Genomic DNA, 26,145 nt, shown 5'->3' on the forward strand with positions numbered 1-26,145 from the left:
ATCAGTTCCTTTCCTTCATGGGGACGATGTGCTCTTTCACGGTCCCTGACTGGGACCGGCTCTGGGGCCGCCGAAGCGGCGGGAGGAACGGCAGGTGCGCGCGACCGCCGGTCGCGGCGCTGCCGAGGGCTAGCAGACAGCCGGCGGTGCCCGTGGCGAGGTCCATGGACAGCCGCATCATCTGCTCGCCGGGGAAGGCCAGGTGCCCCTGGTACGGCACGGCGTGCCGGGCGAGGGAGTCGATCTGGCGGCGTACGTCGGGTTCGCGGGTGCCGGGCCCCGACACCGTGGTGCGGCTCAGGTGGAGCACCATGCCCGCAGCGCCCCGGAACAGGCCGGGCTGGGCGTAGAAGGCGGACTGGGCCGCCCGGACGATCTCGCCGCGCGCCTGTTCGAAGCGTTCGTCGGCGCGGTGGACCGCGTAGTCGTCGAGCACCATGCCGATGCCGACGCTGCCCGCGCCCAGGTAGGGCATCGTCCGCCAGCCCTCGTCCACCTGGAGGGTGCCGCCGGCACTGCGGACGCAGCGGTCCAGGTCCCGGCGGAGGGCGTCGGCCGCGAGGTCCAGCAGCGCGGTGTCGCCGGTGCGTTCGTAGAGGCGCAGGAAGAGCAGGGCCGGTCCGGAGGCGCCGTACAGCAGCCCGGCGCGGGAGATCCCGGGCAGCGCGGCGGAGACGAGGTCGGCGCAGCGCAGGGCGGCGTCCGGCATGCCGAGGGCGTCGAGGGCCAGCCCGAGGCCGGCCAGGCCGCTGTGCAGGTCGGGGGCGATGCCCTCCCACGGGCGGGCCAGGGTGAGTTCGGCCAGTTCGAGGGCGCGGGCCCGGTGACCGAGGCGGTCGAGGGTCCAGGCGATGCCGGCCAGGCCGTCGTACAGCCCGGCGGGGCTTCCGGAGGGGGGTTCCTTGGTGTGTTCGAGGAGCCACTCCTCGGCTTCCGCGTGGACCGGCGCCCCCGTCGCGGCCAGGGCGTACAGGACGCCGGCCGTGCCGTACCCCAGGGTCAGGCCGCCGCCCGCCGTGGCGAACTGGGCGATGTCGCCGGGGAAGAACCGGTCGTCCCGGTCGGGCGTGGCCGACGCGGTGATGGCGCGCACCAGGGAGTCGCGGCTGCGGGGCCAGTCCCCGGGCTCGACCGGCAGGTAGGGGCCGTCCGGGGCACCGTTCCCGGGGCTCCCCTTGAGGATCTCGGCGACGGCCTCGTCGAGGAAGTCGCGCGGTACCGGGAAGTGGGCGGCGGCGATGTCGGCGAGGTGCCGGGCCTTGGCGGGGTCGAGCGGGAGGAGGCTGGTGAGCGGCAGGAACAGGGCGAGGCGCAGGCAGGCCAGGGCGTAGCGGTCGACGTCGAAGCCGCGCCGGTCGGCGGGGGCGACGAAGGCCGGGTTGGCGACGGTCTGGCGGCGGCCCTCGTCGATGTGCGCGGCGGCCTCGAAGTCGAGCAGGACGACGGACGACTCGTCCTCGGAGACCATGATGTTGAACAGGTGGAGGTCGTTGAAGACCACTCCCCGCGCGTGGACCGCCTCGACGGCCTCCTCGACCAGCCGGTGGATCCGCAGCGCCCATTGGGTGTAGTCGGCGAGCGCCTCCGGTGACGGGTCGGTCTCGATCAGGGGGTGGCGGCGGGCGAAGAACGTGTTGAGGGGCTTGCCCTCGACGTACTCCATGGCCAGGAAGTGGTGGTCGCCCAGGACGAAGGCGTCGCGCACCTCGGGCGTGCAGGCCAGTCCGGAGAGGCGCTCCAGGGCGTCGCGTTCGCGGCGCAGCCGGGTCACCGCGTCGGCGCCGTCCGCCGCCAGGCCGGCGTGCGGCCGGGCCTCCTTGAGCACGACGCGCTCGCCGGTGCGGGTGTCGCGGGCGACGTACACGCCGCCCCCGTTGGAGAAGTGCAGGGCGCGTTCGACGGCGTACGGGAGGTCGGAGACGGTGACGGCGTGCCGGGCGGCCAGGTGCGGCCGGAGGAAGTCGGGCACGGTCACCCAGGACGGCGTCTGGAAGACCGGGCCGCGCAGGTCCGGCACGAGCCGGCCGTCGGGGTCCTCGACGGCGGGGCGGAGTACGCCCGCCTCGTCGTAGCAGTGGCGCTGGGTGAAGCTGCCGTACCGGACGTAGACCGGGCCCTCGCCCCAGCGCAGGTCGCTGAGGATGTACGGGCCGTCCTCACCGGCGAGCAGGGCGTCCAGGTCCCGGGCGACGCGGTGGCAGTGGTCGTCGTCGGCGGGGTAGACGGTGATGAACTTGCCGCTCGCCGCGCGGTCGGCGTACTTCGCGTTGCGGTTGTGCAGCAGGTAGCGACTCGGGACGAACTTGAAGGCGACGCGGTGGGCGAGGCAGTACTCCCGCACCCGGGACAGAATCGTTTCCGCGTTGTCCAGGCACGCCGACACGTGGATCTTCCAGCCCTGCGGGGGGAGTTCCCGTTCCACGGGGCGCAGCGCCAGCCAGTCACCGCGACGGTGCTGCTGCCAGCCCTCCGGCACGGGGGCCAGCGCCGCCTCGTACAGCGCTCCCCTGGATCCCTGGCCTGCGGCGGACAGCCGGTGGGGCGCGTCGTAGAAGTGGCGGTCCGCGTCGCAGAAGGTGGCGTATCCCTTGATCACACCCACTCCCTCGTTTCGGCGACGAGGAAGACGTTGTCACCTCGGGAGGGGTGGCCAACAGTCACAGCTGTCAGCAATGAGGCGTGCGGAACGCATGAGTAATCTCTGTTCGATCCGGGGCGCGGCCCGGCCCTCCGCGGGCCACCGCCCCTTCGGTCGTCCCGGCCGTTTTCGGGGAGCGGCCAGGGGTACGCGGATGCGGCTTCTCACTCCGCGGAGGTGACCCATGACACAAGACGGCCAGTCACAGAACGGGACCGTCACAACCCAGGTGCCAGCCCGTCTGGACCGGCTGCCGTGGTCGCGGTGGCACTGGATGATCGTGATCGGGCTGGGCACCGTGTGGATCCTCGACGGGCTCGAGGTCACCATCGTGGGCAACATGGCCGGCCGCCTCTCGGAGGAGGGGAGCGGGCTGGCCATCAGCAGCGCCCAGGTGACCGGCGTCGCCGCGGCCCTCTACGTCGCGGGGGCCTGCTTCGGCGCCCTGGTCTTCGGCTGGCTCACCGATCGCTACGGCCGCAAGAAGCTGTTCCTGATCACCCTGGCCGTCTACCTGGGCGCAACAGCGTTGACGGCCCTGTCGTACTCGTCGTGGTGGTTCTTCCTCTTCCGCTTCCTCACCGGCATGGGCATCGGCGGTGAGTACGCGGCCATCAACTCCGCCATCGACGAGCTGATCCCCAGCGCGTACCGGGGCCGGGTGGACCTCATCATCAACGGCAGCTTCTGGCTCGGCGCCATGGGCGGCTCGCTGCTCTCCGTCGTCCTGCTGGACACCGACATCCTGCCCAAGGACGTCGGCTGGCGGGTGTCGTTCGGCCTCGGCGTGGTCCTCGGCCTGGGCGTCCTGCTCGTCCGGCGGCACGTCCCCGAAAGCCCGCGCTGGATGTTCATCCACGGCCGCGCCGAAGACGCCGAGCGGATCGTCGCCGACGTGGAGGAGCAGGTGGAACGGGACACCGGCAAGCCGCTGCCGGAGCCCGCGGGCTCGATCACGATCAAGCAGCGGCACAGCGTCGGCTTCGGCCGGATCGCCCGGACGCTGGTGCGCACCTATCCCCGCCGCGCCGTGCTGGGCCTGGCCCTCTTCATCGGGCAGGCGTTCCTCTACAACGCCATCACCTTCGGTTTCGGCGCCATCCTGGCGACCTTCTACGACGTCCCCAGCGAGTCCACGGGGTACTTCTTCGCGGTGATCGCGCTGGGCAACTTCCTCGGCCCGCTGCTGCTGGGGCGGTTCTTCGACACCTGGGGCAGGCGCCCGATGATCGCCGGGACGTACCTGCTCTCCGGTGCCCTGCTGTTCGTCACCGCGTGGCTGTTCGGCCAGGGCCACCTCACCGCGACGACGCTGACGGCGTGCTGGTGCGTGGTCCTGTTCTTCGCGTCGGCGGGCGCCAGTTCCGCCTACCTGACGGTGAGCGAGATCTTCCCCATGGAGACCCGCGCCATGGCCATCGCGTTCTTCTACGCCGTCGGTACGGCGGCCGGCGGCATCTCCGGGCCGCTGATCTTCGCGAGCCTCACCGAGAGCGGTGTGGTCGCCGAGACCGTGCTCGCCTTCTGCCTCGGGGCCGCCGTGATGGTGGTGGGCGGCCTGGTCGCCCTCTTCTTCGCCGTGTCCGCCGAGCGCAAGTCCCTGGAGGACATCGCCACCCCGCTCTCCGTCCACGACTCGCCGCCGGCGGGGGGCGGCGCCCCGGCCGCCGGTCCGGCGCCGCTGCGACCCTGACCCCGGTACGGGAGGAACGGACCGCCGGTCCCCGCCGCACCCGGGCGGCGGGGACCGGCGGCGGCGCGGGTGGCCGTCGTACGGGCGGGGAGTCCGCCCGCAGCCGGGCGGGGGGACCGCCCTCAGCGGTCACCCGCGGCCGTCCCGCGGCCTCATTCCGGGCGGGTCCACTGCGGGTCGCGTCCGGACAGCGCGAGCAGCCGGTCCCAGGCGGACGCCCCGGCGCCGCCGTCGGGCAGCGGGTGCTCCTCGCCGAAAGCGCCCATCTTCCGCCCGGTCGGCGCCAGGTCCCGGAGCGCCGTCAGCACGTCGTCGACCACGGCCGGGTCGGGCGTGTACTCCTGTCCGGTGGCACGCGCCAGGTCCCAGGCGTGCACGACGAGGTCGGCGAGAACCATGCGTCCGACCACCGGCGCCGGCAGGTCCATCGCCCCCGTCGTGCCGTCCTCGGCGCCGGGCGCCGCCCACGCGTCCACGAGCGCGGAGGTCTCGGCGGCGAAGGCGTCACGCCAGTTCGCGCGCCGGGTCACGTCCTCCGGCTCGGCGGAGAAGTCGGCGTCCTTCTTCGCCGCGAGCAACTGGAAGTTGACCACGACCTGGAACAGGTGGTCGAGGAGTCCGCGCACGTCGTACTCGCTGCACGGCGTCGGGGCGGTGAGGTGCTCGTCCGGGACGGCGCGTATGACCGGCAGGGAGCGGTCCGCCGCCGTACGGAGCAGATCACTGAGGGAGTTCGTCATGGGGCAACCGTAATCACGGGCGGGCCGTGGTGTCTTGGAGAAGCCCGACACCGGCCGCAGGCGTCCGCTCCGCGGAAAACCCTTCCCGCCGCACGCCCGTTCGGGACTACTCTTCGAGGCCGTCCGTTCGAACGTCGAGGGAGTTGCGTGGAACACGACTGGCAGACCTGCGTGGAGAACGCCGTCGCCTGGGCGAGGGGGCACCTCGGGGAGACCTCGTACGCCTCGCGGTGCCTCGCCTTCGTGGAGGACGCCTACGAGAGGTCCAACCACCTGGAGGTCTTCGGCGGCGACTTCGCCCGCGAGTCCGCCGAGCTGTACGCGGCGCAGGACAACACCGGTACGCCTCCGATCGGGGCCTTCGTCTTCTACGACACGAGCGGCGAGCTGTTCGGCCAGCGGCGGAACTGGGGCCACGTGGGCCTGAGCCTCGGCGACGGCCGGGTCATCCACGCCTGGGACCGCGTGAGGATCGACCACTACCTGGACGTCCAGGACCTGGGCGTACCCCCGGGCTGGGACGCTCCCCGGTGGATCGGGTGGACGCCGGTCCAGCGCGTCTTCCAGGGGTGCCGGCCCAGGGACTGGAGCGCCGTGGGGGACGCGGCCGCCGCCGCCCGGCGCATGCAGGCGGCCCGGTTCGGCCCCGGGACGGCGACGGCCTGATCCGCGGGGGGCGGCGCCGCGTGCGCGTCCGGTCCGGGACGCCGCCCCCGGCGGCTCACCGCTCCGGGCGGTGTTCCCCGGCGCCGGTCCCGCGGGCGGCGACGGCCGGGTGGACCGGAGCGGTCTCCGGTACGCCGGGCGGGCGCATGCTCGCGAACTCCTTGCGCAGCACCGGGACGACCTCCTCGCCGAGGATGTCGATCTGTTCGAGCACCGTCTTCAGCGGCAGACCCGCGTGGTCCATCAGGAACAGTTGGCGCTGGTAGTCGCCGACCGCGTCGCGGAAGCCGAGGGTGCGTTCGATCACCTGCTGCGGGGACCCGACGGTCAGCGGTGTCTGCTCGGTGAACTCCTCGAGCGACGGGCCGTGGCCGTAGACCGGCGCGTTGTCGAAGTACGGGCGGAACTCCCGTACGGCGTCCTGCGAGTTCCTGCGCATGTAGACCTGGCCGCCGAGGCCCACGATGGCCTGTTCGGGGGTGCCGTGGCCGTGGTGCGCGAACCGCTGCCGGTACAGCTCGACCATCTGCTTCGTGTGGGACATGGGCCAGAAGATGTTGTTGTGGAAGAAGCCGTCACCGTAGTAGGCGGCCTGTTCGGCGATCTCCGGGGAGCGGATCGAGCCGTGCCACACGAACGGCGGGACGCCGTCCAGCGGGCGCGGAGTGGCGGTGAAGCCCTGCAGCGGCGTGCGGAACCTGCCCTCCCAGTCCACCACGTCCTCCCGCCAGAGCCGGTGGAGGAGCGCGTAGTTCTCGATCGCCAGCGGGATGCCCTGCCGGATGTCCTTGCCGAACCACGGGTAGACCGGGGCGGTGTTGCCGCGGCCCATCATCAGGTCGACGCGGCCGTCGGCGATGTGCTGCAGGTAGGCGTAGTCCTCGGCGATCTTCACGGGGTCGTTGGTGGTGATCAGCGTCGTCGAGGTGGACAGGGTGATCCGGTCGGTGACGGCGGCGAGGTACCCGAGGAGCGTGGTGGGAGAGGACGGCACGAAGGGCGGGTTGTGGTGCTCGCCGGTCGCGAACACGTCCAACCCCACCTCCTCGGCCTTGCGGGCTATGGCGATCGTGGCCTTGATCCGCTCGTGCTCGGTCGGGGTGCGCCCGTTGGTCGGGTCGGGCGTCACGTCGCCGACCGTGAAGATGCCGAACTGCATGTGGACCACTTCCTTTAGTTGTAAATTCAACTACAAGCCTCAACGGTACGGCTCCCCCGCCGATTCCCCACCCTTCCGCGCAGGTCAGAGCGGTCGCCTGACGCGATCCCCAGGCCGCGCCACGGTCCAGCCTGTCACGGGGCCGCGCCCGCGGCAGCCAGGCGCAGGAGGCGCCCACCCCGGGCGGAGAGCCGGTGGGAGGCATCGGCGGCGATCGCCGCCCAGATCACGGCCGGTATCCCCTCGCCCGTCGGCACGGATCCCGTCCCGGCGCGCACGGGGCTCCGCGCGCCGCGCGCGCCGGGTGCGTCTCGGTCTCCGCCGGAGCGAGCGCGGCGCACTTCCGCGGGGTGGACGGGGCCGATGCCGCGCCCGAGGGGCGACGCGCCCGCGCACCCGCACGGACGCGCGGGCCGGCGCGGAGGTACGGAGGCGCACGAACGTGCGGATGCGCGGGCTCGTACCGATGTGCGGACATGCGGGCTCGTGCGGATGCGCGGACGGAGGCGGTACGCGCGCCCTTCGAGCCGCGACACCCCGACGCCGACGGGCCCGACCAGGATCCGGCCCGGTGCCGCGCCGGCCAGGCCGGCCCTCGCCGCCCCCGCCCCCGCCTCCTGCGCCATGTCCGCCCCCTTCGTCGCGCCAACGGCCATGATGGGTCCTATCATCATCACGTAGATGTTGAAAATCGAACATTCTTTGGTGTGGGAGGAATCCGACGGTGAGCAACACGGAAACGCGCCCCGCCGAGCTGGTCTGCGGGGCGGAGGCGGCCGAACCGCCACGCCCCGGCGTGGAGGTCCTGACGGCACGCAGCGTGCCCCTCGGCGGCCCGCGCGCGATGACGGTACGGCGCACCCTTCCCCAGCGTGCCCGCACGCTCATCGGGGCGTGGTGCTTCGCCGACCACTACGGCCCGGACGACGTCACGCAAACCGGCGGCATGGACGTCGCCCCCCACCCGCACACCGGCCTGCAGACGGTGAGCTGGCTCTTCACCGGCGAAATCGAGCACCGTGACAGCCTCGGCAGCCACGCCTTCGTCAGGCCCGGGGAGCTGAACCTGATGACCGGCGGCCACGGGATCAGCCACTCGGAGGTGTCGACGCCCCGCACCACGCTGCTGCACGGCGTGCAACTGTGGGTGGCGCTGCCCGAACGGCACCGCGACGCGGCCCGTGACTTCCAGCACCACGTGCCCGCCCCGGTAGCACTGGACGGCGGCGAGGCCCGCGTCTTCCTCGGCACGCTCGCGGGCGCCACCTCGCCGGTGCGCACCTTCACCCCCCTGCTGGGCGCCGAACTGTCCGTGGCCCCGGGCGCCACGGTCGTCCTGGACGTCGACGCCGCGTTCGAGCACGGCGTACTCGTCGACGCCGGCGACGTCCGTCTCGACGGAACGCTCCTGCGGCCGACCGAACTGGGCTACGCCGCCCCCGGCCGTACGACGCTGACCCTCACGAACGAGGCCCCCGGGGCCGCGCGGCTGATCCTCCTGGGCGGGCCGCCGTTCCGGGAGGAGATCGTCATGTGGTGGAACTTCATCGGCCGGTCCCACGAGGACATCGTGCGGGCCCGCGAGGACTGGGAGAACGGCTCCCGCTTCGGCACGGTGCACGGCTACGACGGCCCCCCGCTGCCCGCCCCCACACTGCCCTCCGTGCCCCTGAAGCCGCGCAGGAACCGCACCGACCTGGGGCGATGACCCGGGGTGAACACGGACGTCCGCGTCGCCCCTCCCGCTGCCATCACCTCTGACGCGGGCGGGGCGGGGACCCGAGGAGGGTGCGGACCCGTGCCTCGGCGATTCGAACGACGTACAGCCCCTTCGCGCCGGCCCCGCCGGAACGGCGCTCCCAGGCGGTCCTCGGGTGCCTGCGCGACGGCGATGCCGTACGGCGCGAACGGTGCGGTCACCGGTCGTGGGTCTTCACTTCTCAACGGGGGGTCAGGAACGGTTCAGCAGGGACTGCGCAATGGCGATGGAAGACGGTGCGAGCGTGGTCACGCCGTCGTCGATGTCCCACAGCGAGTTCTGCAGCAGCCGTCCCAGCGTCCAGCCGGTCGCACGGGCGCGGTCCAGGCCGAGGACCTCGGTGAGCAGGTCGAAGCGGCGCCGCACCACGCGCGAAGGGTCGCCCTTCGCGACGACGTCGTCCCACCGGCTGTCCAAGGCCGGCCACAGGTCGAAGCCGGGGTCTCCGGCGAGAGGTTCGGGATCGATGGCGAGCCACGGCTCGCGCTCCGCGGCGAGGACGTTGTCGTAGTGCAGGTCCCAGTGCAGCATGCGGTCGCCGGGTTCGCTGACCAGTTCGGCCACGGCCGACGCCCAGCCGCGCAGGAGTTGCCGGTCTGCGGGGTCGGCCAGAGCCGTGACCGCGTGCGGAACCCGCTGCAGCATCTCGGTGGCGATGTCACCGAGGGTCCGCAGTTCCCGCGGCGCGGGGACGCGGACCAACCGCGCCTGGAGCCGGGCGAGGACGGTCATCGCGACGTCGTCGTCCTCGATCGAGGTCAGTGTGCGGGCACCGTCCAGCCGCTCCAGCAGCATGGCGCTGCTCTCGGGATCGTGGTCGAGCAGCCGCACCATCCCCTCACCGTTCCATCTGCGCAGCCCGATGAGCGCGGCGGTGGTCTCCTGCCTGGGCATCTGGAGTTTGAGGACCGCGCGCGTGCCGTCTTCGCGCAGCACCGGCAGTACCAGCGAGGCTTCCCCGGCTCCGGCCTCGCCGTCCCGTTTCAGCTCCCAGCGTTCCAGGAGGTCTGCCGCGAGCGCGGGCAGTGCGGCGATCCAGGCCCTGCCCTCCGTCCCGAAGGTTCTGGCGTATGACGCCGCCAGGGGCGTGGGGCCCTCGACCGCTCTCGCCGTGCTCATATCGGGTCTCCTTCAACGGCCGTACCGACTGGGGGAAAGTGGGCGGCCTCGCCGGCCGCGGACGGCCGAGGTGCCGTTGCGGCCGTTCACCACCGTTGTTCCGCACCAGCTCATCACAGGCCAGCGGGGCGATGTCCCACTGGGGCGGAGCGACACCGTGCCGGACGACCGGGCGCGGTTGCGCAGCGACCGGGTGCTGGTCCGGGGTGAGCGGGTGACACGGGCCGCTCCGGTGTGGTTCGTGTAGAGCGCGGTGGGGCTGCGGCGGATGGTGAGGGAGGCGGGGTTCGGCCGGGTGGAGGTGTTCGGCGGGTTCGACGGCCGGCCTCACGGCGAGGACGCCGAGCGACCGGCGCTGCGGGCGGTCCGGAAGGAGTGACGCTCGATCAAGCAGGGTCTCGACGTCTCCGGCGGGTGCCTGGTACAGGTGCGGAACGTCAGCGGCCCAAGTGCCGTGCACGACGGGGCCGATCAGGTCCGGGTCGGTGAGCCCACCGACGCGCGCCATGCCGGTAGGGACGATGACGTGCTCTGTCGTGCCCGAGGGATGGGCGGCGGACTCCTGCGTCGCTCCGGAGCGATGCGGATCCGGTAGATCCCCGTGACGGAGGCATCGGCCTCGAACCGCGTCACCACCGACTACGGAACAGACCCACACGTTTTACGGCCCCCGTGGTGACAACCTGTCGGCCATGGTTCCCGCGGGAGGCCGGTTCGGCGCCAGCGGTGTCGGGAGTGCCGTCTCCGTCAGCGTCACCACTGCTGCGGCCGTGGTACGTCCGAGCTCCCGTGGAGGTGCCCCGGGCGATGGGGTCGCCGTGTGGGGGTGCTGGTCGTCGAACCGGTCGGCCCTCCCCCAGCGGCCGGGGGCGGCCCACCGCGGTGGCGGGTTCGTCACGGCTGCGGGACCCGCCACGAGGGCGGGGCCCGCAGCCGGTTGTTCGCCGGGCAGGGGTCAGCCGCTGACCGTGATGTTCGAGCTTCCGCTGCTCTGGTAGCCCTCCGTGGCCATGATCATGTAGTACCTGAACTGGCCCAGGTTCATGCCCGCGCGCGCCCAGGCGTCGAAGTGGTTGCCGGTGGTGATGGTGCCGGAGCCGCTGGTCACCTTCGACTGCCGGACGCTCCAGTACTGGTCGAAGGTGCGGGTGCCCTCGACGGAGGGGGCGTTGTACCGCGTCGTCTTGTAGATGTCGTACGTGCCGCCGTCGCTGTAGACGGTGCCCTTGTACTGGCCGGTGGGCCGGTAGCTGCCCCAGTTGTCGACGATGTAGTACTCCACCAGCGGGTTCGACGTCCAGCCGTAGAGGCAGCCGTAGCCGTTGCCCGACGGGTTGAAGTAGCCGGTGTAGCGGACCGTCCTGCGTCCGCCGGTGCTCCAGCCCTTGCCGGCGACGAAGTTGCCGCAGTTGGTCCACCGGGTGCTGTAGCTGCCGCCGCCGTTGAGCGTCATGGAGACGGAGCCGCCGCCGTCGGTCCAGAACGAGTAGTACATGCCGTCGTAGCCGGTCTGGTTGGTGGTGATGGTGGTGGCGGCGTGGGCGGTGCCGGGCAGCAGCAGTCCGGACGCGGTGGCGAGCGCGACGGTGCCCGCGCCGCCGAGGAAGCCTCGTCGGCTCAAGCCGCTGGGGGGAGTGGGGTTCTGCTGAATCTGGTCCCGCTGCATGCGTCCTCCCGATGAAGGCTGGTGGGGGGGCGGGCGGCTTCTGCTGCCCGCGGTTCTACGTGGAACACGGCGGGGGGCTCCCGTCGCCGTGCCGCAACGACCGACCGCCGTCCCCGCTGCCATGGCGCGAGGGGAACGACGGTCTCCTGTCGTTCGGTGGCCACAGTTTTCGAAAAGTGCCATGTTCCTGTCAATGGTTTCGACAGTCTTTCGGAAATGTTTCCTTCGTCTGAAGAAGGTGTAACGAGTACGCCTTCGCTGGTCAAGCCATCTCTCACGCGAACCGTTGCGAGGGCTGGAATGAGATCGGGAAGGGACGTAACGCAAGCGTGTGCGCGACTTTCGAAACTTTCGATCGGGTGTGGAGACGACTGCGGCGGCCCCCACCGGACACGCCGCCTTCTCCCTGCCACAGCAGGTCCGACCTCGCTCCACCGCGTCCGGACGGCATCCCCCCGGCCTTCGCCGCACCGCCGCCGACCCCCGCGACGGTCGCTTCGCGGTGGCCTGGTTGGTGCCGGAGGTGAGGTCGACCACGTTGCGGCGCGGCAACGGCCACGCCAGGAACGGCACCGACGAGGCCGTCGCCGTCGTCCCGCCTCTCGGCGGCACAACATGGAGCATCGACTTCGGCGTCCACCTCGCCGCGACCCTCCCGGCCCCTGGCGGCTACCTCACCCCACCCTCAACAGCCCTACCCGCTCCCGCCCTCGACGGCCGCCGGCCCCGTCGAAGGCCCGACCAGCCGGGTACAGGGCGGGCCGAGCCGAGGTACCGGCATCCGGCAGACCAGCAGCGCCCATCCACCTGACGTACCAACAGGTCGAGCGTCACATGAGCGTCGAGGCGTTGCACTCCCATCCATGCGAGCTCGGGCCTCGCATCCGCGCTCTCGCACGAGCCTGGGAAACAGCAGATCAGCAGCACTGCCCGACACCTCGACACGGCCCACGTCACGCACCCACGAAAACATCGGATGCCCGCTTTCTGCCCGCGTGCCCGCACAATCACCGAGGCCGTCGTACCGATCTCGACATCCGGTAGGACGGCCCAGCGCTTGCGCAGGTTGTGCGAGCCGGGACGAACACGGTCCGCACACTCCCGACCGCCTGCCCCCTCCCGGACCGTCGCAGATCACCCGCCGGCACCACGACCTTGTTCTGCAACGATCAGTGGGTGGAGGGGCACGCAGGTGGTCCGCTACCCGCCCCGGCGCTTCCGAACGTCCCGCTGAGACGGCGGGGAACAGACGGGGAAACAGGACCTGGGCCCTTTCCGCCCTCGGTCTGAGCCGGTCGGACGGAGGGTGGGGACGGCTCGGACGAGGCGGCTCGTGGTCCGGTCAGTTCTCGGGGGTGAGCGCCTCGGGGACGGGCCAGAAGAAGCTCTCCAGCAGGTCGTGCAGCCGGAGCCGCTCGGGATCGATCCCGTCGCGGCCGTAGGCGTCCAGGAACCTGTCCGCCGAGGCGGGACCGAACTGGGGGTTCATCGGGCTGCGCAGGCTGCGCACCATGTCCGCCAGGTCGGAGTGCGGATCCGCGAGGCCGGCCCGGCCGACGTCCACGAACGCCGCATCGGATCCCGCGACCAGCACGTTGGGCAGGCAGAAGTCGCCATGGGACACCACGAGCCGCCCGTCGCCGAGGGCGGCGACCGCGCCCTCCAGCTTTCCCAGGACCGTCCGGGCCGCAGGGCCCCTCTTGCCGGCGATGGCCCACGACCGGTCGACCAGCCCGGAGGCCGCCCGCGCCCGGGCCTCCACGAGCACGGTCGAGGCGGAGCGGTCGAAGGGGGCCTCGTCCACGGGCGTGGCGTGCAGTTCGCGGGCGGCGCCGGCGAGGAGGTCGACCACGGCGTTTCGTTCCCCGGCGGGCCAGGAATCGGAGGCCGGGCGACCGGGCAGCGCCCGCGTCGCGAGCCAGGACTCTCCCTCGTCCACCCCGGTGCCCAGCACCTCGGGCACCGGCACACCCAGCCGCCCCAGCCATGCGAGACGGGCGGCCTCGGCCGCGAGGTCGTCGACGAGGTGGCGGGCCCGTTCATCGACCAGCTTGACGAAGGCGACCGGATGCCCCTCCGCGTCGAGCACCCGCAAGACCCGCGCACCCGACAGCCCGAGGCCGACCACCTCCTGCCGGACCGCACCCCACACCGGATCGAGAAGCCCCGTCACGTCCTCCACCCACCGGACTCTACGAGCACCGGCCCGACCCTGAGGGGCCCTTCATGCGTTCCCCTTCACCAGGCCGTAACTCTGGCATCAGAGACACCACGCATCCCGGTACGGCTCACCGCGCGTCTGCGACCGGGCCGCGGCGAAACCATCGGCCGTCCCCGACTTCGACGGCGCTCAGCCCACGCGCGACCGGCGGGTTCTGGCCCGCCGACTCCGTCGAGCCTGCCGGCAGACCATCATGAAATGTTGAAGTCAGAAAAATTCACGCCAACTTTACTTTACTTTTCAGGCTTCCTCCACTTGGAAACATCCCGTTAACACGGCAAGCGGCTTTGCCGAGTTAAGGTTTTCTTGACCTGCCGTTGACCGATCTTTGGTGAACGTAAAGGGCGGTGGACTGTCTTGAGGGGAGAGGGTGCTGCGAGGTGCGACGTCCCGGGTAGCGGTCTTGCTCCCGCCCCCGTCCCACCCTGCGGTTCCTCCCCCTCACGGGGCCGTCCGCGCCCACGCGTGCAGCGCGTCAGGTCGAAGCCCACATCCAGCGCACTGAAACCAGTCATCTGGACAGGTACTGCGCCGACGAGCCCACCACCCGACAGGGCTCCGCCGCCTTCCGGGACCCCACCGGTCGCCGGGACACCGGCCGTCGGCACGGTGCCGTCGGGTGCGTCCGCGAAGCACCGGACCGCCTCCGATGGCAGACACCCGAGTCATGTCCGGACCGCCCCGGTGGCGAACACCCGAGCCACGTGCGGGCCGGCCCTGCGCATCACGGCACGTCGGGATGGGTGTCAGCCCACCCGCCGGCCGTTCCCCGGGTGTTCCGCTGCTGAGCAGTAGCCCCCACCCTGCCCTGTAAGTCCGACGCGCACCCCACGGCGCGCCAGGAGGAGACACCACACCATGCAGCCCCTCATCGACAACGCCCGAATGTTCGGACAACGCCCTGAGGAGTTCGCCCACCTCGCCGAGGGCCAGTCACCGGAAGTCCTGTTCATCACCTGTTCCGACTCCCGGGTCGTACCGGCCCTGATCACGGGCGCCAAGCCCGGCGAGCTCTTCGAGCTGCGCACCGCGGGCAACATCGTCCCGCCGTACGGCTCCGTCTCGCCCGCCGGTGAGAAGGCCACGATCGAGTACGCCGTACGGGTGCTCGGCGTCAAGCACGTCGTGGTGTGCGGCCACTCCCACTGCGGCGCGGTCGGCGCCGTGGTGCGCCGTGACGACCTGTCCACCGTCCCGGCCGTGCGCGACTGGCTCGCGCACGCCGCGGACGAGCCGAAGTGCTCCGACAGACACGATCCGACGGTCGCCGAGGCCGTGCAGAACCACGTGCTGGCGCAGTTGGAGCGGTTGCGCTCCTACCCGTGCGTCGAGCAGGGCCTCAAGGCGGGTGGACTCCACCTGCACGGTTGGTACTACGAGGTCCACACCGGGATCGTGCGGGAACACCGCGCGGAGTCCGGCTCGTTCGAGGCGCTGCAGGGGAGCTGGTGACCGTGCTGTCCAAGTTCCCCCACTTACGGCAGGACTTCCTCGCCTCCATCGTCGTCTTCCTGGTCGCCGTGCCGCTGTGCGTCGGCGTGGCGGTCGCTTCCGGCGTCCCGGCGGAGCTCGGACTCGTCACCGGCATCGTGGGCGGCATCCTCACCGGCCTCATGCCCGGCAGCAGCCTCCAGGTGTCGGGTCCGGCCGCGGGTCTGACCGTGATCGTCTTCGAGGCCGTCAGCGAGTTCGGCGTGGGCACGCTCGGCGTGATCGTGCTGGTCGCCGGGGTGCTCCAGCTCGCCATGGGCTTCCTCAAGGTGGGCCGCTGGTTCCGGGCGATCTCCGTCTCGGTCGTCGAGGGCATGCTCTGCGGCATCGGCCTGGTGATCATCGCCGGGCAGGTCTACGCGGCGGCGGGCCTGAAGGCCCCGGAGACCGGCGTCGGCAAGATCACGGGCCTGCCCGGAGCGTTCGCCGACGCGCTCGGCAGCACCGAGGCCCTGACCTCGCTCGCGATCGGCGCGGGCACCATCGCCGTCGTCGTGCTGTGGAAGAAGCTGCCGAAGGCGGCGCAGTCCGTGCCGGGTGCCCTCGCCGCGGTCGTCCTGGCGACGGTCGCCACCCTCGCCCTGAGCCTGCCGGTCGCCACGGTGGAGGTGGAGGGTCTGCTCGGCGTCATCCAGCCGCCCGGGGCCGACGCCTTCGGCGAACTGGCCACCCCGGCCATCTGGGGCACCATCGTCGCCTTCGCGCTGATCGCCTCGGCCGAGTCGCTGTTCAGCGCGGCGGCCGTGGACCGGCTGCACGACGGTCCGCGCACGCAGTACGACAAGGAGATGGTCGCCCAGGGCGCGGGCAACACCGTGTGCGGTCTGCTCGGTGCGCTGCCGATGACCGCGGTGATCGTCCGCAGTTCGGCCAACGTCAGCGCGGGCGCGAAGACCAAGGCGTCGCGGGTGCTGCACGGTGTGTGGCTGCTGCTGTTCGCCGCCGCGATGCCGGCCGCCCTGGCCCTGATCCCGCTTCCCGCCCTCGCCGGCATCCTGGTGCACGCGGGCTGGAAGCTGATCCCCTTCCGCCAGATCGCGGCGCTGTGGCGGGGATACAAGGGCGAGGCGCTCATCCTGGTCGTCACCGCCGTGTCGATCGTCGCGGTCAACATGTTCGAGGGGGTGCTCATCGGCCTCGCGCTGGCCGTGGTCAAGGCCGCCTGGGACGCCTCGCACATCAAGCTGGAGGTCGTCGACAAGGGCACCGGCCCCCTCCAGGTCCACCTGACGGGCAACGCGACCTTCCTGCGGCTGCCGAAGATCCTCGACAGCCTGGAGAACCTGCCGCCGGACCGGCGCGCGGAGCTGGATCTGTCCGGCCTGCACCACCTCGACCACGCCTGCCGCACGGCCTTGGAGAACTGGGCCCAGCGGCACAGTGCGGTCGGTGCGCAACCGGTGGAGGCCACCGAACCGCTGAAGCCCGCTGCCGAGAAGGCCACGGCGAACGTCTGACGACGCCCAGCGGCCGGGCGGTACGCGCGTCCTCGTACCGCCCGGCCCGCCTGTCCGCGCCGGCGGAAGCGGCGTGGGCCGCCTCCGGCACGACGGTGCCCGGCGGCCCGGCGGCGACCCGGACGTACGCGGCGCGCGATCGGTCGGTCGTCCTCCGGGCGAACCACGGCCCCTGGCCGTGCCGTGGCCCCGAGCAGCGGCACCCGGTCGTTCACCGGCCGCACCCCCGCCCCGTCGAGCGGGGCCGGCGGCCCCTCCGGCGGCGACCGCGCCTGCGCGGCCGGGAACTCCCGCGGCCCCTCCTCGCTCGCGGCGAAGTCCCGGTGACCGCAGGCGCTCCGGATCGCCCACGCGTGTTCGCGCGCCGTCCGCGAGCGCGTCCCGTACCCGGTGGAGTGCTCGTCACCGCGCCGGAACCGAGGTCGACGAGTTTCCGCCGGTCCCCGGTCCGGTACGTTCCGAGGGCCGGCCCCGGGGGAACACACGGCGGGTTCGGCCGTTCGGGACCCCCTCCCCCTGCCCGGACGCTAACCTCCGGCGCATGTCCCCCAGTTCAGGGAAACGACGCGTGGCCCCAACGGCGGCCCTGCTCACGATGCTGGTCCTGCTGGTCGGCTGCTCCTCTTCCGGTCCCCCGCCCCCGGAGTCATCGTCCCCTGCCCCGTCTCCCGGCCCGAGCGATCTGACGCAAGCCCTGAGCAGGTATGCCCTGTCCTCGTGCGCCCTGCTCAGCGACGAGGAGCGCGCCGCCTACGGGATCGAGCTGCCCGGTCGCGAGATCGACCTGTCCGAGGGCCCTGCCGAGTCGTGCTACTGGCTGGTCTCCACAGGTGTCCAGGTGAGTTGGATTCCGTATCCCCGTGACGCGGCGCGGAAGGGGAAGGCGAACGAGCCGGGCGCTCGGCGGATCGAGGTGGCCGGCTACTCCGCCGTCCAGACCGCCGACGAGGAGTCCTGCTACCAGAACGTCACCGTCGGTTCCGACGAGGACTTCATCGTCGCCGGCTCCAGCGGCTCCTTCAGCACCGTGGTCAGGCGGACCGCGTCCCGCGCCCCCGAGGACGTCTGCGGGATCGCCACCGCGTTCAGCAAGCTGATCGTCTCCAAGCTCCAACGGCTCGACCCGTCGACCTGATCGGGAAGGGGGCGCCCCTCTCGTCCTGCCGGAGTTCCCGGCGCACCGGGGTGGGGCTGTGTCCTGACGGTGGGGCCGCTCGGTCGTCGATCCCTGCCCCCTGGCCCCGGACACACGAGACGCCGGCTCTCGAGGGCCCGCGAACGGGCATCTCGTGGTCGTGAAGCGCTGCCCGCCGGCGTCCGGGGCGGACGCGGTCGCGCCGTACCGGGTGCGCCCCGAAGCGACGACCGGGTCGGCCGCCTGACCCGGGGTCGGCCCGGAGGCGTCGCGGAACCGGGCCCGGGCGACCGAGCGGGACTCGCCGCCCGGGTACGCGGGGTTCCCCAGGACGCGGACGGCCCTACGGCGTCTCGGGTCCCCGCCGATCCGGCTGCGGCTGTGGCGTGGCCGTACAGGAGGCACCGGGCCGCCATCGCGGGCCCGGCCGCCGCGAAGGCCGTCGAGCACGCGCGGGCCGACCTGGTCACCGAGGCGCCCCGCCCACCGTCGCGTAGTGCCGCGGCAGCCCCCGCGCTCCGCCCCGGAGAGGAGGGCCGAGCTCTCGACCGGCACTTAATGAAAGACGAAAGTTAAGTGGTGACAGATCCCTTGACCACCCATGTCGTTACGGGCAAGGTTTCGGAGAGCGCTCTCCCGCCTCGTTCCCCTTCCCCTTCCCAAGGAGCCCCCCATGCCCTCAGCCGGCATACCGTCCGTGGCGCCACCGGCACCCCGCAGACCCGTGCGCCGGGGTGTCGTCGGCGCGCTGGTCGCCGCTCTCGCCGCCACCCTCCTCACCTTCGCCCCCGCCCAGGAGGCCGAGGCCGCGCCCGTACTGCTGTCCCAGGGCAAGCCGGTCACCGCCTCCAGCCAGGAGCACGGCGGCACCCCGGCCGCCGACGCCGTCGACGGCAACACCGGCACCCGCTGGTCCAGCGCCCACTCCGACCCGCAGTGGATCCGCGTCGACCTCGGCGCGACCGCCCGGGTGAGCCAGGTCGTCCTGGACTGGGAGGCGGCGTACGGCAAGGGCTACCGCGTCGAGCTCTCCACCAACGGCTCCGACTGGTCGACGGCCTACCAGACCACCACCGGCGACGGCGGCACGGACACCATCGCCGTGGCGGGCGAGGCCCGTTACCTACGGATGTACGGCACCGCCCGCGGCACCCAGTACGGCTATTCGCTCTGGGAGTTCAAGGTGTACGGCGAGAGCGGCACCGGAGGCCCGCAACTGCCCGGCGGGGGCGACCTCGGCCCGAACGTGCACGTCTTCGACCCTTCGACGCCGGGCATCCAGGCCAAGCTGGACGAGGTGTTCCGGCAGCAGGAGTCCGCGCAGTTCGGCAGCGGCCGGCACGCGTTCCTCTTCAAGCCGGGCACGTACAACGGCCTCAACGCGCAGATAGGCTTCTACACCCAGATCGCGGGGCTCGGCCTGCGGCCCGGCGACACGACCATCAACGGCGACGTGACGGTCGACGCGGGCTGGTTCAACGGCAACGCCACGCAGAACTTCTGGCGGGCAGCGGAGAACCTGGCGCTGAACCCGGTGAGCGGCACCAACCGGTGGGCCGTCTCGCAGGCCGCGTCCTTCCGCCGCATGCACGTCAAGGGCGGGCTGAACCTCGCGCCGAACGGCTACGGCTGGGCCAGCGGCGGCTACATCGCCGACTCGAAGATCGACGGCCAGGTCGGCAACTACTCGCAGCAGCAGTGGTACACCCGCGACAGCGCCATCGGCGGCTGGTCCAACTCCGTGTGGAACCAGGTCTTCTCCGGCGTCGAGGGCGCCCCGGCGACCAGCTTCCCCGAGCCCCGCTACACCACCCTGAACACCACCCCCATCTCCCGCGAGAAGCCGTTCCTCTACCTGGACGGCGGCGAGTACAAGGTCTTCGCGCCGGCCAAGCGCACCAACGCGCGCGGCACCACCTGGGCGAACGGCGCCCCGCAGGGCGAGTCGATCCCGCTGAGCCGGTTCTACGTCGTCAAGCCGGGCACGACCGCGTCCACGATGAACGCCGCACTCGCCCAGGGGCTGCACCTGCTGTTCACCCCGGGCGTCTACCACGTGGACCGGACCATCAACGTCGACCGGGCGAACACCATCGTCCTGGGCCTCGGCCTGGCCACGATCATCCCCGACAACGGGGTGACCGCGATGAGGGTCGCCGACGTCGACGGCGTGCGGCTGGCCGGTTTCCTCATCGACGCCGGCCCGGTCAACTCCCCGACGCTGCTGGAGGTCGGCCCGCAGGGAGCCTCCGCCGACCACGCCGCCAACCCCACCACCGTCCAGGACGTCTACCTCCGCATCGGCGGCGCCGGCGCGGGCAGGGCCACCACCAGCATGGTCGTCAACAGCGACGACACGATCATCGACCACACCTGGGTGTGGCGCGCCGACCACGGCGAGGGCGTCGGCTGGGAGACCAACCGCGCCGACTACGGCGTCCGCGTCAACGGCGACGACGTGCTGGCCACCGGCCTGTTCGTCGAGCACTTCAACAAGTACGACGTCGAGTGGTACGGCGAGCGCGGCCGCACGATCTTCTACCAGAACGAGAAGGCGTACGACGCACCCAACCAGGCCGCCATCCAGAACGGTTCCACCCAGGGGTACGCCGCCTACCGGGTCGACGACTCGGTCGACACCCACGAGGCGTGGGGCCTGGGCAGCTACTGCAACTACAACGTGGACCCGTCCATCCGCCAGCACCACGGCTTCAAGACCCCGGTCAAGCCGGGCGTGAGGTTCCACAGCCTGCTGGTGGTGTCCCTCGGCGGGATGGGCCACTACAACCACGTCATCAACGACACCGGAGCGTCCACGGTCCCCGCCGGAACCTCGACCGTGCCGTCCACCCTCGTGTCCTTCCCCTGACGCTCCGCCCGCCGGCGGGCCGGACGGTCCGGCGTCCCGGCGGTGACTCCCCTCCGGGCCGGGTGGCATCCCCGGGGCCCGGCCCGGAGGGGCCGCTCCCCCGGCCGGGGCCCGGACCGGGCGCGTCCCCCACCCCGTGGTGCCCGTGGGCGACCGGCCGTCCCGAACCGGGCGGCAGGCCGCGGCCACGCGCCGAACGGGGGGCGGGGAACCCCTGGAGAGCGCTCCCCCCGCCCAGCACTCCCACCCGCGAGGAGCAGATGTGACCAGACCCCCCTCCCCACCCGCACCGGCCCACCGCCGCACCGGCCTGCCCCTGCTGGCCCTCGGCGCGCTGGTGGCGTCGTCGCTCGGCCTCGCCGCCCCGCCCGCCCGGGCGGCGGACACCCTGCTGTCGCAGGGCAGGCCCGCCACCGCCTCGTCACAGGAGGGCGACGCGTACGCCGCGTCGGCGGCCGTCGACGGCGACCTCACGGGCACCCGCTGGGCCAGCCGGTGGAGCGACCCGCAGTGGTTGCAGGTCGACCTCGGCCGTGTCGCGAACCTCAGCCGCGCCGTGCTGACGTGGGAAGCCGCGTACGGCAGGAGCTACCAGGTCCAGGCGTCCGACAACGGCACGGACTGGCGGACGCTGAGGGCCGTGACCGGCGGCGACGGCGGCACGGACGACCTCGCCCTCTCCGGTTCCGGCCGTTACGTGCGCGTGCTGGGAACGGAACGGTCCGGGGGCTACGGCTACTCCCTGTGGGAGTTCCAGGTCTACGGGAACACGGACGGCACCGTCCCGCCCCCCGTGGGAGGCCCGGTCCGGGTGACCGGCTCCCAGGGGGACTGGCGGCTCACCGTCGCCGGGCAGCCGTACACGGTCAAGGGGCTGACCTGGGGTCCGGCCATCGCCGACGCGCCCCGGTACATGCCGGACGTGAAGTCCATGGGCGCCAACACGATCCGCACCTGGGGCACGGACGGCTCCACCAAGCCGCTGCTGGACGCGGCGGCGGCGAACGGCATCCGGGTGATCAACGGCTTCTGGCTCCAGCCGGGCGGCGGCCCGGGCAGCGGCGGCTGCGTGAACTACGTGACCGACTCGGCGTACAAGAGCACCGCGCTGACGGAGTTCGCGAAGTGGGTGGAGACCTACAAGTCGCACCCGGCCACGCTGATGTGGAACGTCGGCAACGAATCGGTGCTCGGCCTGCAGAACTGTTACAGCGGCACCGAACTGGAGGCCCAGCGCAACGCCTACGCCTCCTTCGTCAACGACGTCGCCGAGCGGATCCACTCCATCGACCCGGACCACCCCGTCACCTCGACCGACGCCTGGACCGGCGCCTGGCCGTACTACGAGCGCAACGCCCCGGACCTCGACCTGTACGCCGTGAACTCCTACGGCGGCGTCTGCGGCGTCCAGGAGGACTGGCGACAGGGCGGGTACACCAAGCCCTACCTCATCACCGAGGGCGGCCCCGCCGGTGAGTGGGAGGTCCCCGACGACGCCAACGGCGTCCCCGACGAACCGACCGACGTGCAGAAGGCCGACGGCTACGCCAAGGCGTGGGACTGCGTCACCGGCCACCGGGGCGTGGCGCTCGGTGCCACCCTCTTCCACTACGGCATCGAGCACGACTTCGGCGGCGTCTGGTTCAACCTCCTGCCCGACGGCCTCAAGCGCCTGTCGTACTACGCCGTCAAGAAGGCGTACGCCGGGTCGACCGGCGGCGACAACACGCCCCCGGTCATCACGAACATGGCCGTCACCCCCGCCTCCTCGGCCCCCGCGGGCGGTGAGTTCACCGTGCGTGCCGACGTGCGTGACCCGGACGGTGACCCGGTCGCGTACAAGGTCTTCCTCAGCGGCACCTACGCGAGCGGCGACAAGCGCCTCGTCGAGGCCCGGTGGCGCTCCACCGGCAACGGCACCTTCGCCGTCACCGCGCCCGAGAAGCCGGGCGTGTGGAAGGTGTACGTCCGGGCCGAGGACGGCCGCGGGAACGCCGGCATCGAGACCAGGTCGGTCCGGGTCGTCGCCCCGCCGGTCTCCGGGACCAACGTGGCGCTGAACAAACCGACCACCGCCTCCTCCTTCCAGGCGTCGTACGGCGACTGCCCCTGCGAGCCCGCCAAGGCGACGGACGGCAGGGCCGACACGCGCTGGGCCAGCGACTGGAGCGATCCGCAGTGGATCCGCGTCGACCTCGGCGCCCCCACCGCCCTCCGCACGCTCCAACTGGTCTGGGACCCGGCCTACGCCAAGTCCTACGAGGTCCAGGTGTCCGACGACGGAAACGCCTGGCGCACGGTCCACACGACGACCACCGGCAACGGCGACGTCGACACCATCGACGTCGCGGCGACCGCGCGGTACGTCCGGCTCCACCTGACGGCCCGTGGGACGGGCTGGGGTTACTCGCTCCACGAGTTCGGCGTCTACGGCTGACAGCCGCACCGGGACTCCGGCAGGGGGCGCCGCCCAGCCCCCTGCCGGGTCACCGCCACCCGCCCGCGGGCCGGGGGCCCTCCGCGAGGCGGCGTCCGGCACGGCCGGGAGCCTCCATGGGGGTGGGGTCCCGCGCCCCGCGCCACCGGCCGGAGGAGGAGCGCGCCCGGTCCACGGAGCGGGGGCCGCACCGGCTCGGCGGGGAGATCGGCGGGAGCTCCGGGGGGCGGTGGCGGCCGAACGGCAGGCGACCGCCGGCCGGGGTCCTCACCGCGCCGCCCGTTCCCGCAGACTCGCCTGCCACGCGGGGCCGCGCTCCTGCGGGTCCGCCTCGGCGCGCCGGCCGCCGCGGGCGAAGAAGGCGGTGAGCGGCAGGACCGCGGCTCCGACCGTGACGGCGTCCGGGCCGAGGGTGCCCAGGTCGATCTCCACGCGGTCGGCCGGGTACGTCAGCGCGTACGAAGCGGCGTGGGTCCTCACGGAGTCGAGGAAGCGCCGGCCGAGCTGGAGGCCCGCCCAGCCGCCGACCAGGATCCGTTCGGGCTGGAACAGGTTGATCAGGGCGGAGAAGCCGGCGCCGAGGTATTCGGCGGTCTCCTCCAGGACGGCCAGAGCGGTCGCATCGGCCGGTGGCGTCGTTCCGTCGGCTCCGGGGGCGGGGTGGGCGGCGGCGAGCATGGCCGTCAGCGCGGTCTCCTCGTCCGCGCCGGCCGGTGGCCGCCCGCCCGCCTCGGACCAGCGCTCCAAGAGCGCTTCCGCCCCGGCGTACGCCTCCAGGCAGCCCCGGGCGCCGCAGCGGCAGCGGCGGCCCCGGACCCGTACGGTCAGGTGCCCCCACTCCACGGCCCGGCCGGAGCGCATGTCGTCGGTGACGACGCACGCGCCGACACCGGAGCCGAAGAGGACCACCACCGCGTTCTGCGCGCCCCGTCCGGCGCCGAACCACATCTCCGCCTGGCCGAGCGTCTTGGCACCGTTGTCGATGCAGTACGGCACGGTCTCGGGCAGCAGCCGGGACTCGCGCAGCAGCCGCTCCAGCGGGACGGCGTCCCAGCCGATGGTCTGGCCGTGCACCACGGCCCCGCCCTCGGCGCTCCCGGCGACGATGCCCGGCACCCCGATGCCGACGCCCAGCAGCCGTTCCGCCGGGATGCCGGCCCGGCTCAGGACGTCGGGGATGCCCTCGCGCAGGTGGCCGACGACGGCGCCGACGTCGTAGCGGTCGACGCGGCGCGGCCCCTCGGTCTCCAACGGCCTCTCCACTCGGGCGAGTTCGGAAAGGGCCAGGTCGAAGAGCTCGATCCGTACGCGCGTCTCACCGATGTCCACGCCGATCAGGTAGCCGCTGTGCGCGCTGACGCGCAGGAGCGTTCGGGGGCGACCGCCGGCCGAGTCGACGCTGCCGGCCTCCTCCACCAGGCCCTCGGCGACCAGCTCGGCCACCACGTTGCTCACCGAGCCCGAGCTCAGGCCGGTGGCCGGGCCGAGCGAGAGGCGACTCAGGGGCCCGTCGAAATACAACCGTTGCAATACCGCCGCGCGGTTCTCCCGCCGCAGGTCACGCACAGTACGTCCGCTGCGCACCTTCACCCTGCCCCCTCGTCTCCGTTGTCCTTCCGCAACTTACCTGGGACGGGGCCCTTGACGCACACTTCACTTGAGTATTAACTCACACTCTAAATTAAGCCGTGACGGGGCGTGGGGTCGAACGGGGGACGCCGCTCCGGTCCCCTCCCCGCAGGCGAAGCCCGTCAACTCCCCGGAAGGCCCCTGGAGCCATGCGCAGAATCAGAGCCGCAGCCGTCGGCGCCGTCACCCTCTCGCTCGTCCTCACCGCAGCGGCCTGCGGCGGGGGGTCGTCCGGCTCGGAGGGCTCCAACGAGCGGCCGAAGACGCTCACGTACTGGGCCTCGAACCAGGGCGCCAACCTGGAGGTCGACAAGAAGGTCCTCCAGCCCGAGCTCGACAAGTTCGAGAAGGAGACCGGCATCGAGGTGAAGCTGGAGGTGGTGCCGTGGGGGGACCTCCTCAACCGCATCCTCACCGCGACCACCTCCGGGCAGGGCCCCGACGTCCTCAACATCGGCAACACGTGGAGCGCCTCCCTCCAGTCGAGCGGCGCCCTACTGCCCTGGGACGCGGAGAACTTCGAGGCGATCGGCGGCAGGGACCGGTTCACGGACTCCGCCCTCGGCTCCACCGGCGCCCCGGGCCAGGACCCCGCCGCCGTACCGCTGTACTCCATGACCTACGCGCTCTACTACAACAAGAAGATGTTCGCCGACGCCGGCATCACCAAGCCGCCGGCCACCTGGGCGGAGGTGGTCGAAACGGGGAAGAGGCTGTCCGGGAACGGCACGTGGGGGCTGGGCGCCGAGGGCTCGAACCCCTCCAACAACATCCACCAGGTCTTCGTCCTCGGCAAGCAGCACGGCGCGGACTTCTTCACCCCCGACGGCAAGGCCGACTTCACCTCCGACGGCGCCGTGGCCGCCGTGAAGCAGTACGTCGACCTGATGGCCAAGGACAAGATCATCGCGCCGGGCAACGCGGAGTACGCCCAGAACCAGTCCCTGAGCGACTTCGCCAAGGACAAGACGGCCATGGTCCTGTGGCAGACCGCGTCGGCCACCTTCGCTTCCCAGGGCATGGACGAGGACGAGTGGGGGGTGGCGCCCGCCCCGGTGCGGTCCGGCAGGCCCGGCCCGGGCACCGCCACCAACTCCATGGTCGCCGGCATCAACATGGCCGTCTTCAAGAACACCAAGAACATCGACGGCGCCAAGAAGTTCGTCAAGTTCATGACCAGCGACGAGGAGCAGGTCATCCTCAACAAGGCGTACGGCTCCATCCCGCCGGTCAAGGCCGCCCAGCAGGACCCCGCCTTCAGCACCCCGGCGTTCGCCGTCCTGCGCGAGACCCTGGCGACCAGTGCCACCGCACTCCCCCAGGTCCCCGAGGAATCGCAGTTCGAGACCGTCGTCGGCACCGCCGTCAAGGAACTCTTCGCCGACGCCGCCGCGGGCCGGCCGGTGACCACCGATTCGGTACGGGCCAAGCTCGAAAAGGCCCAGCAGCAGATGCCCCGGAAGTGA

Annotated in this window: 16 protein-coding genes; 9 read left to right on the forward strand and 7 right to left on the reverse strand. The window is 72.0% G+C overall.

Annotated elements, in window-relative coordinates; genetic code table 11:
• Position 1: 1 nt before the first annotated feature.
• Positions 2–2,596: a class III lanthionine synthetase LanKC gene (gene lanKC / locus RND61_RS12380; protein WP_315877942.1), complete on the reverse strand. Its 2,595-nt coding sequence runs from the start codon at positions 2,594–2,596 to the stop codon at positions 2–4.
• Between the two features lie 226 nt (positions 2,597–2,822).
• Between lanKC and RND61_RS12385 the strand changes: the two genes are divergently transcribed.
• Positions 2,823–4,331, forward strand: a complete 1,509-nt coding sequence (locus RND61_RS12385; RefSeq protein ID WP_315877943.1) for an MFS transporter — start codon at positions 2,823–2,825, stop codon at positions 4,329–4,331.
• Positions 4,332–4,483: 152 nt separating this feature from the next.
• Here the strand turns inward: RND61_RS12385 and RND61_RS12390 are convergent, their stop codons facing one another.
• A complete protein-coding gene (locus tag RND61_RS12390; RefSeq protein WP_315877944.1) occupies positions 4,484–5,071 on the reverse strand; it encodes a TIGR03086 family metal-binding protein in 588 nt (195 codons plus the stop codon).
• Positions 5,072–5,218: 147 nt separating this feature from the next.
• Here RND61_RS12390 and RND61_RS12395 point away from each other — a divergent pair, with 147 nt between their 5' ends.
• Positions 5,219–5,737: a hypothetical protein gene (locus RND61_RS12395; RefSeq protein WP_315877945.1), complete on the forward strand. Its 519-nt coding sequence runs from the start codon at positions 5,219–5,221 to the stop codon at positions 5,735–5,737.
• A gap of 55 nt (positions 5,738–5,792) precedes the next feature.
• Here RND61_RS12395 and RND61_RS12400 read toward each other — a convergent pair whose 3' ends face one another.
• Entirely contained in the window at positions 5,793–6,896 is a 1,104-nt protein-coding gene (locus tag RND61_RS12400; protein ID WP_315877946.1) for an LLM class flavin-dependent oxidoreductase, read from the reverse strand.
• Between the two features lie 724 nt (positions 6,897–7,620).
• Here RND61_RS12400 and RND61_RS12405 point away from each other — a divergent pair.
• The gene (locus RND61_RS12405; protein ID WP_315877947.1) at positions 7,621–8,604 is read left to right on the forward strand and encodes a pirin family protein; all 984 of its coding nucleotides are present in this window, start codon (positions 7,621–7,623) and stop codon (positions 8,602–8,604) included.
• 243 nt (positions 8,605–8,847) lie between these two features.
• On the opposite strand, the gene RND61_RS12410 is transcribed toward RND61_RS12405, so the two are convergent.
• The 3 genes from RND61_RS12410 to RND61_RS12420 form a co-directional block, all read right to left on the reverse strand.
• Positions 8,848–9,774 carry an aminoglycoside phosphotransferase family protein gene (locus RND61_RS12410; protein ID WP_315877948.1) on the reverse strand — a complete coding sequence of 309 codons (927 nt, stop codon included), beginning with the start codon at positions 9,772–9,774 and terminating at the stop codon, positions 8,848–8,850.
• 955 nt (positions 9,775–10,729) lie between these two features.
• Positions 10,730–11,440, reverse strand: coding sequence for a glycoside hydrolase family 11 protein (locus tag RND61_RS12415; protein ID WP_315877949.1), 711 nt, complete (start codon positions 11,438–11,440; stop codon positions 10,730–10,732).
• Positions 11,441–12,782: 1,342 nt separating this feature from the next.
• Complete coding sequence (locus tag RND61_RS12420; protein WP_315877950.1) at positions 12,783–13,622, reverse strand: aminoglycoside 3'-phosphotransferase; 840 nt, start codon at positions 13,620–13,622, stop codon at positions 12,783–12,785.
• An 897-nt stretch (positions 13,623–14,519) separates the two neighbouring features.
• On the opposite strand from RND61_RS12420, the gene RND61_RS12425 reads away from it, so the two are divergent.
• From RND61_RS12425 to RND61_RS12445, 5 genes are all read left to right on the forward strand, one after another.
• Complete coding sequence (locus RND61_RS12425; RefSeq protein ID WP_315877951.1) at positions 14,520–15,113, forward strand: carbonic anhydrase; 594 nt, start codon at positions 14,520–14,522, stop codon at positions 15,111–15,113.
• Positions 15,114–15,118: 5 nt separating this feature from the next.
• Positions 15,119–16,609, forward strand: a complete 1,491-nt coding sequence (locus RND61_RS12430) for a SulP family inorganic anion transporter (protein WP_391653355.1) — start codon at positions 15,119–15,121, stop codon at positions 16,607–16,609.
• 568 nt (positions 16,610–17,177) lie between these two features.
• Complete coding sequence (locus RND61_RS12435; protein WP_315877952.1) at positions 17,178–17,744, forward strand: DUF3558 family protein; 567 nt, start codon at positions 17,178–17,180, stop codon at positions 17,742–17,744.
• Positions 17,745–18,417: 673 nt separating this feature from the next.
• Positions 18,418–20,613 (forward strand): discoidin domain-containing protein, encoded by a 2,196-nt coding sequence (locus tag RND61_RS12440; RefSeq protein ID WP_315877953.1) that lies wholly within the window; start codon positions 18,418–18,420, stop codon positions 20,611–20,613.
• A gap of 262 nt (positions 20,614–20,875) precedes the next feature.
• The gene (locus tag RND61_RS12445; protein WP_315877954.1) at positions 20,876–23,050 is read left to right on the forward strand and encodes a discoidin domain-containing protein; all 2,175 of its coding nucleotides are present in this window, start codon (positions 20,876–20,878) and stop codon (positions 23,048–23,050) included.
• 267 nt (positions 23,051–23,317) lie between these two features.
• On the opposite strand, the gene RND61_RS12450 is transcribed toward RND61_RS12445, so the two are convergent.
• Positions 23,318–24,640, reverse strand: coding sequence for an ROK family transcriptional regulator (locus RND61_RS12450; RefSeq protein WP_315877955.1), 1,323 nt, complete (start codon positions 24,638–24,640; stop codon positions 23,318–23,320).
• A gap of 188 nt (positions 24,641–24,828) precedes the next feature.
• On the opposite strand from RND61_RS12450, the gene RND61_RS12455 reads away from it, so the two are divergent.
• Complete coding sequence (locus RND61_RS12455; protein ID WP_315877956.1) at positions 24,829–26,145, forward strand: ABC transporter substrate-binding protein; 1,317 nt, start codon at positions 24,829–24,831, stop codon at positions 26,143–26,145.

It is taken from the genome of Streptomyces tamarix (assembly GCF_032423885.1).
In the GTDB taxonomy this organism is placed as follows: domain Bacteria; phylum Actinomycetota; class Actinomycetes; order Streptomycetales; family Streptomycetaceae; genus Streptomyces; species Streptomyces tamarix.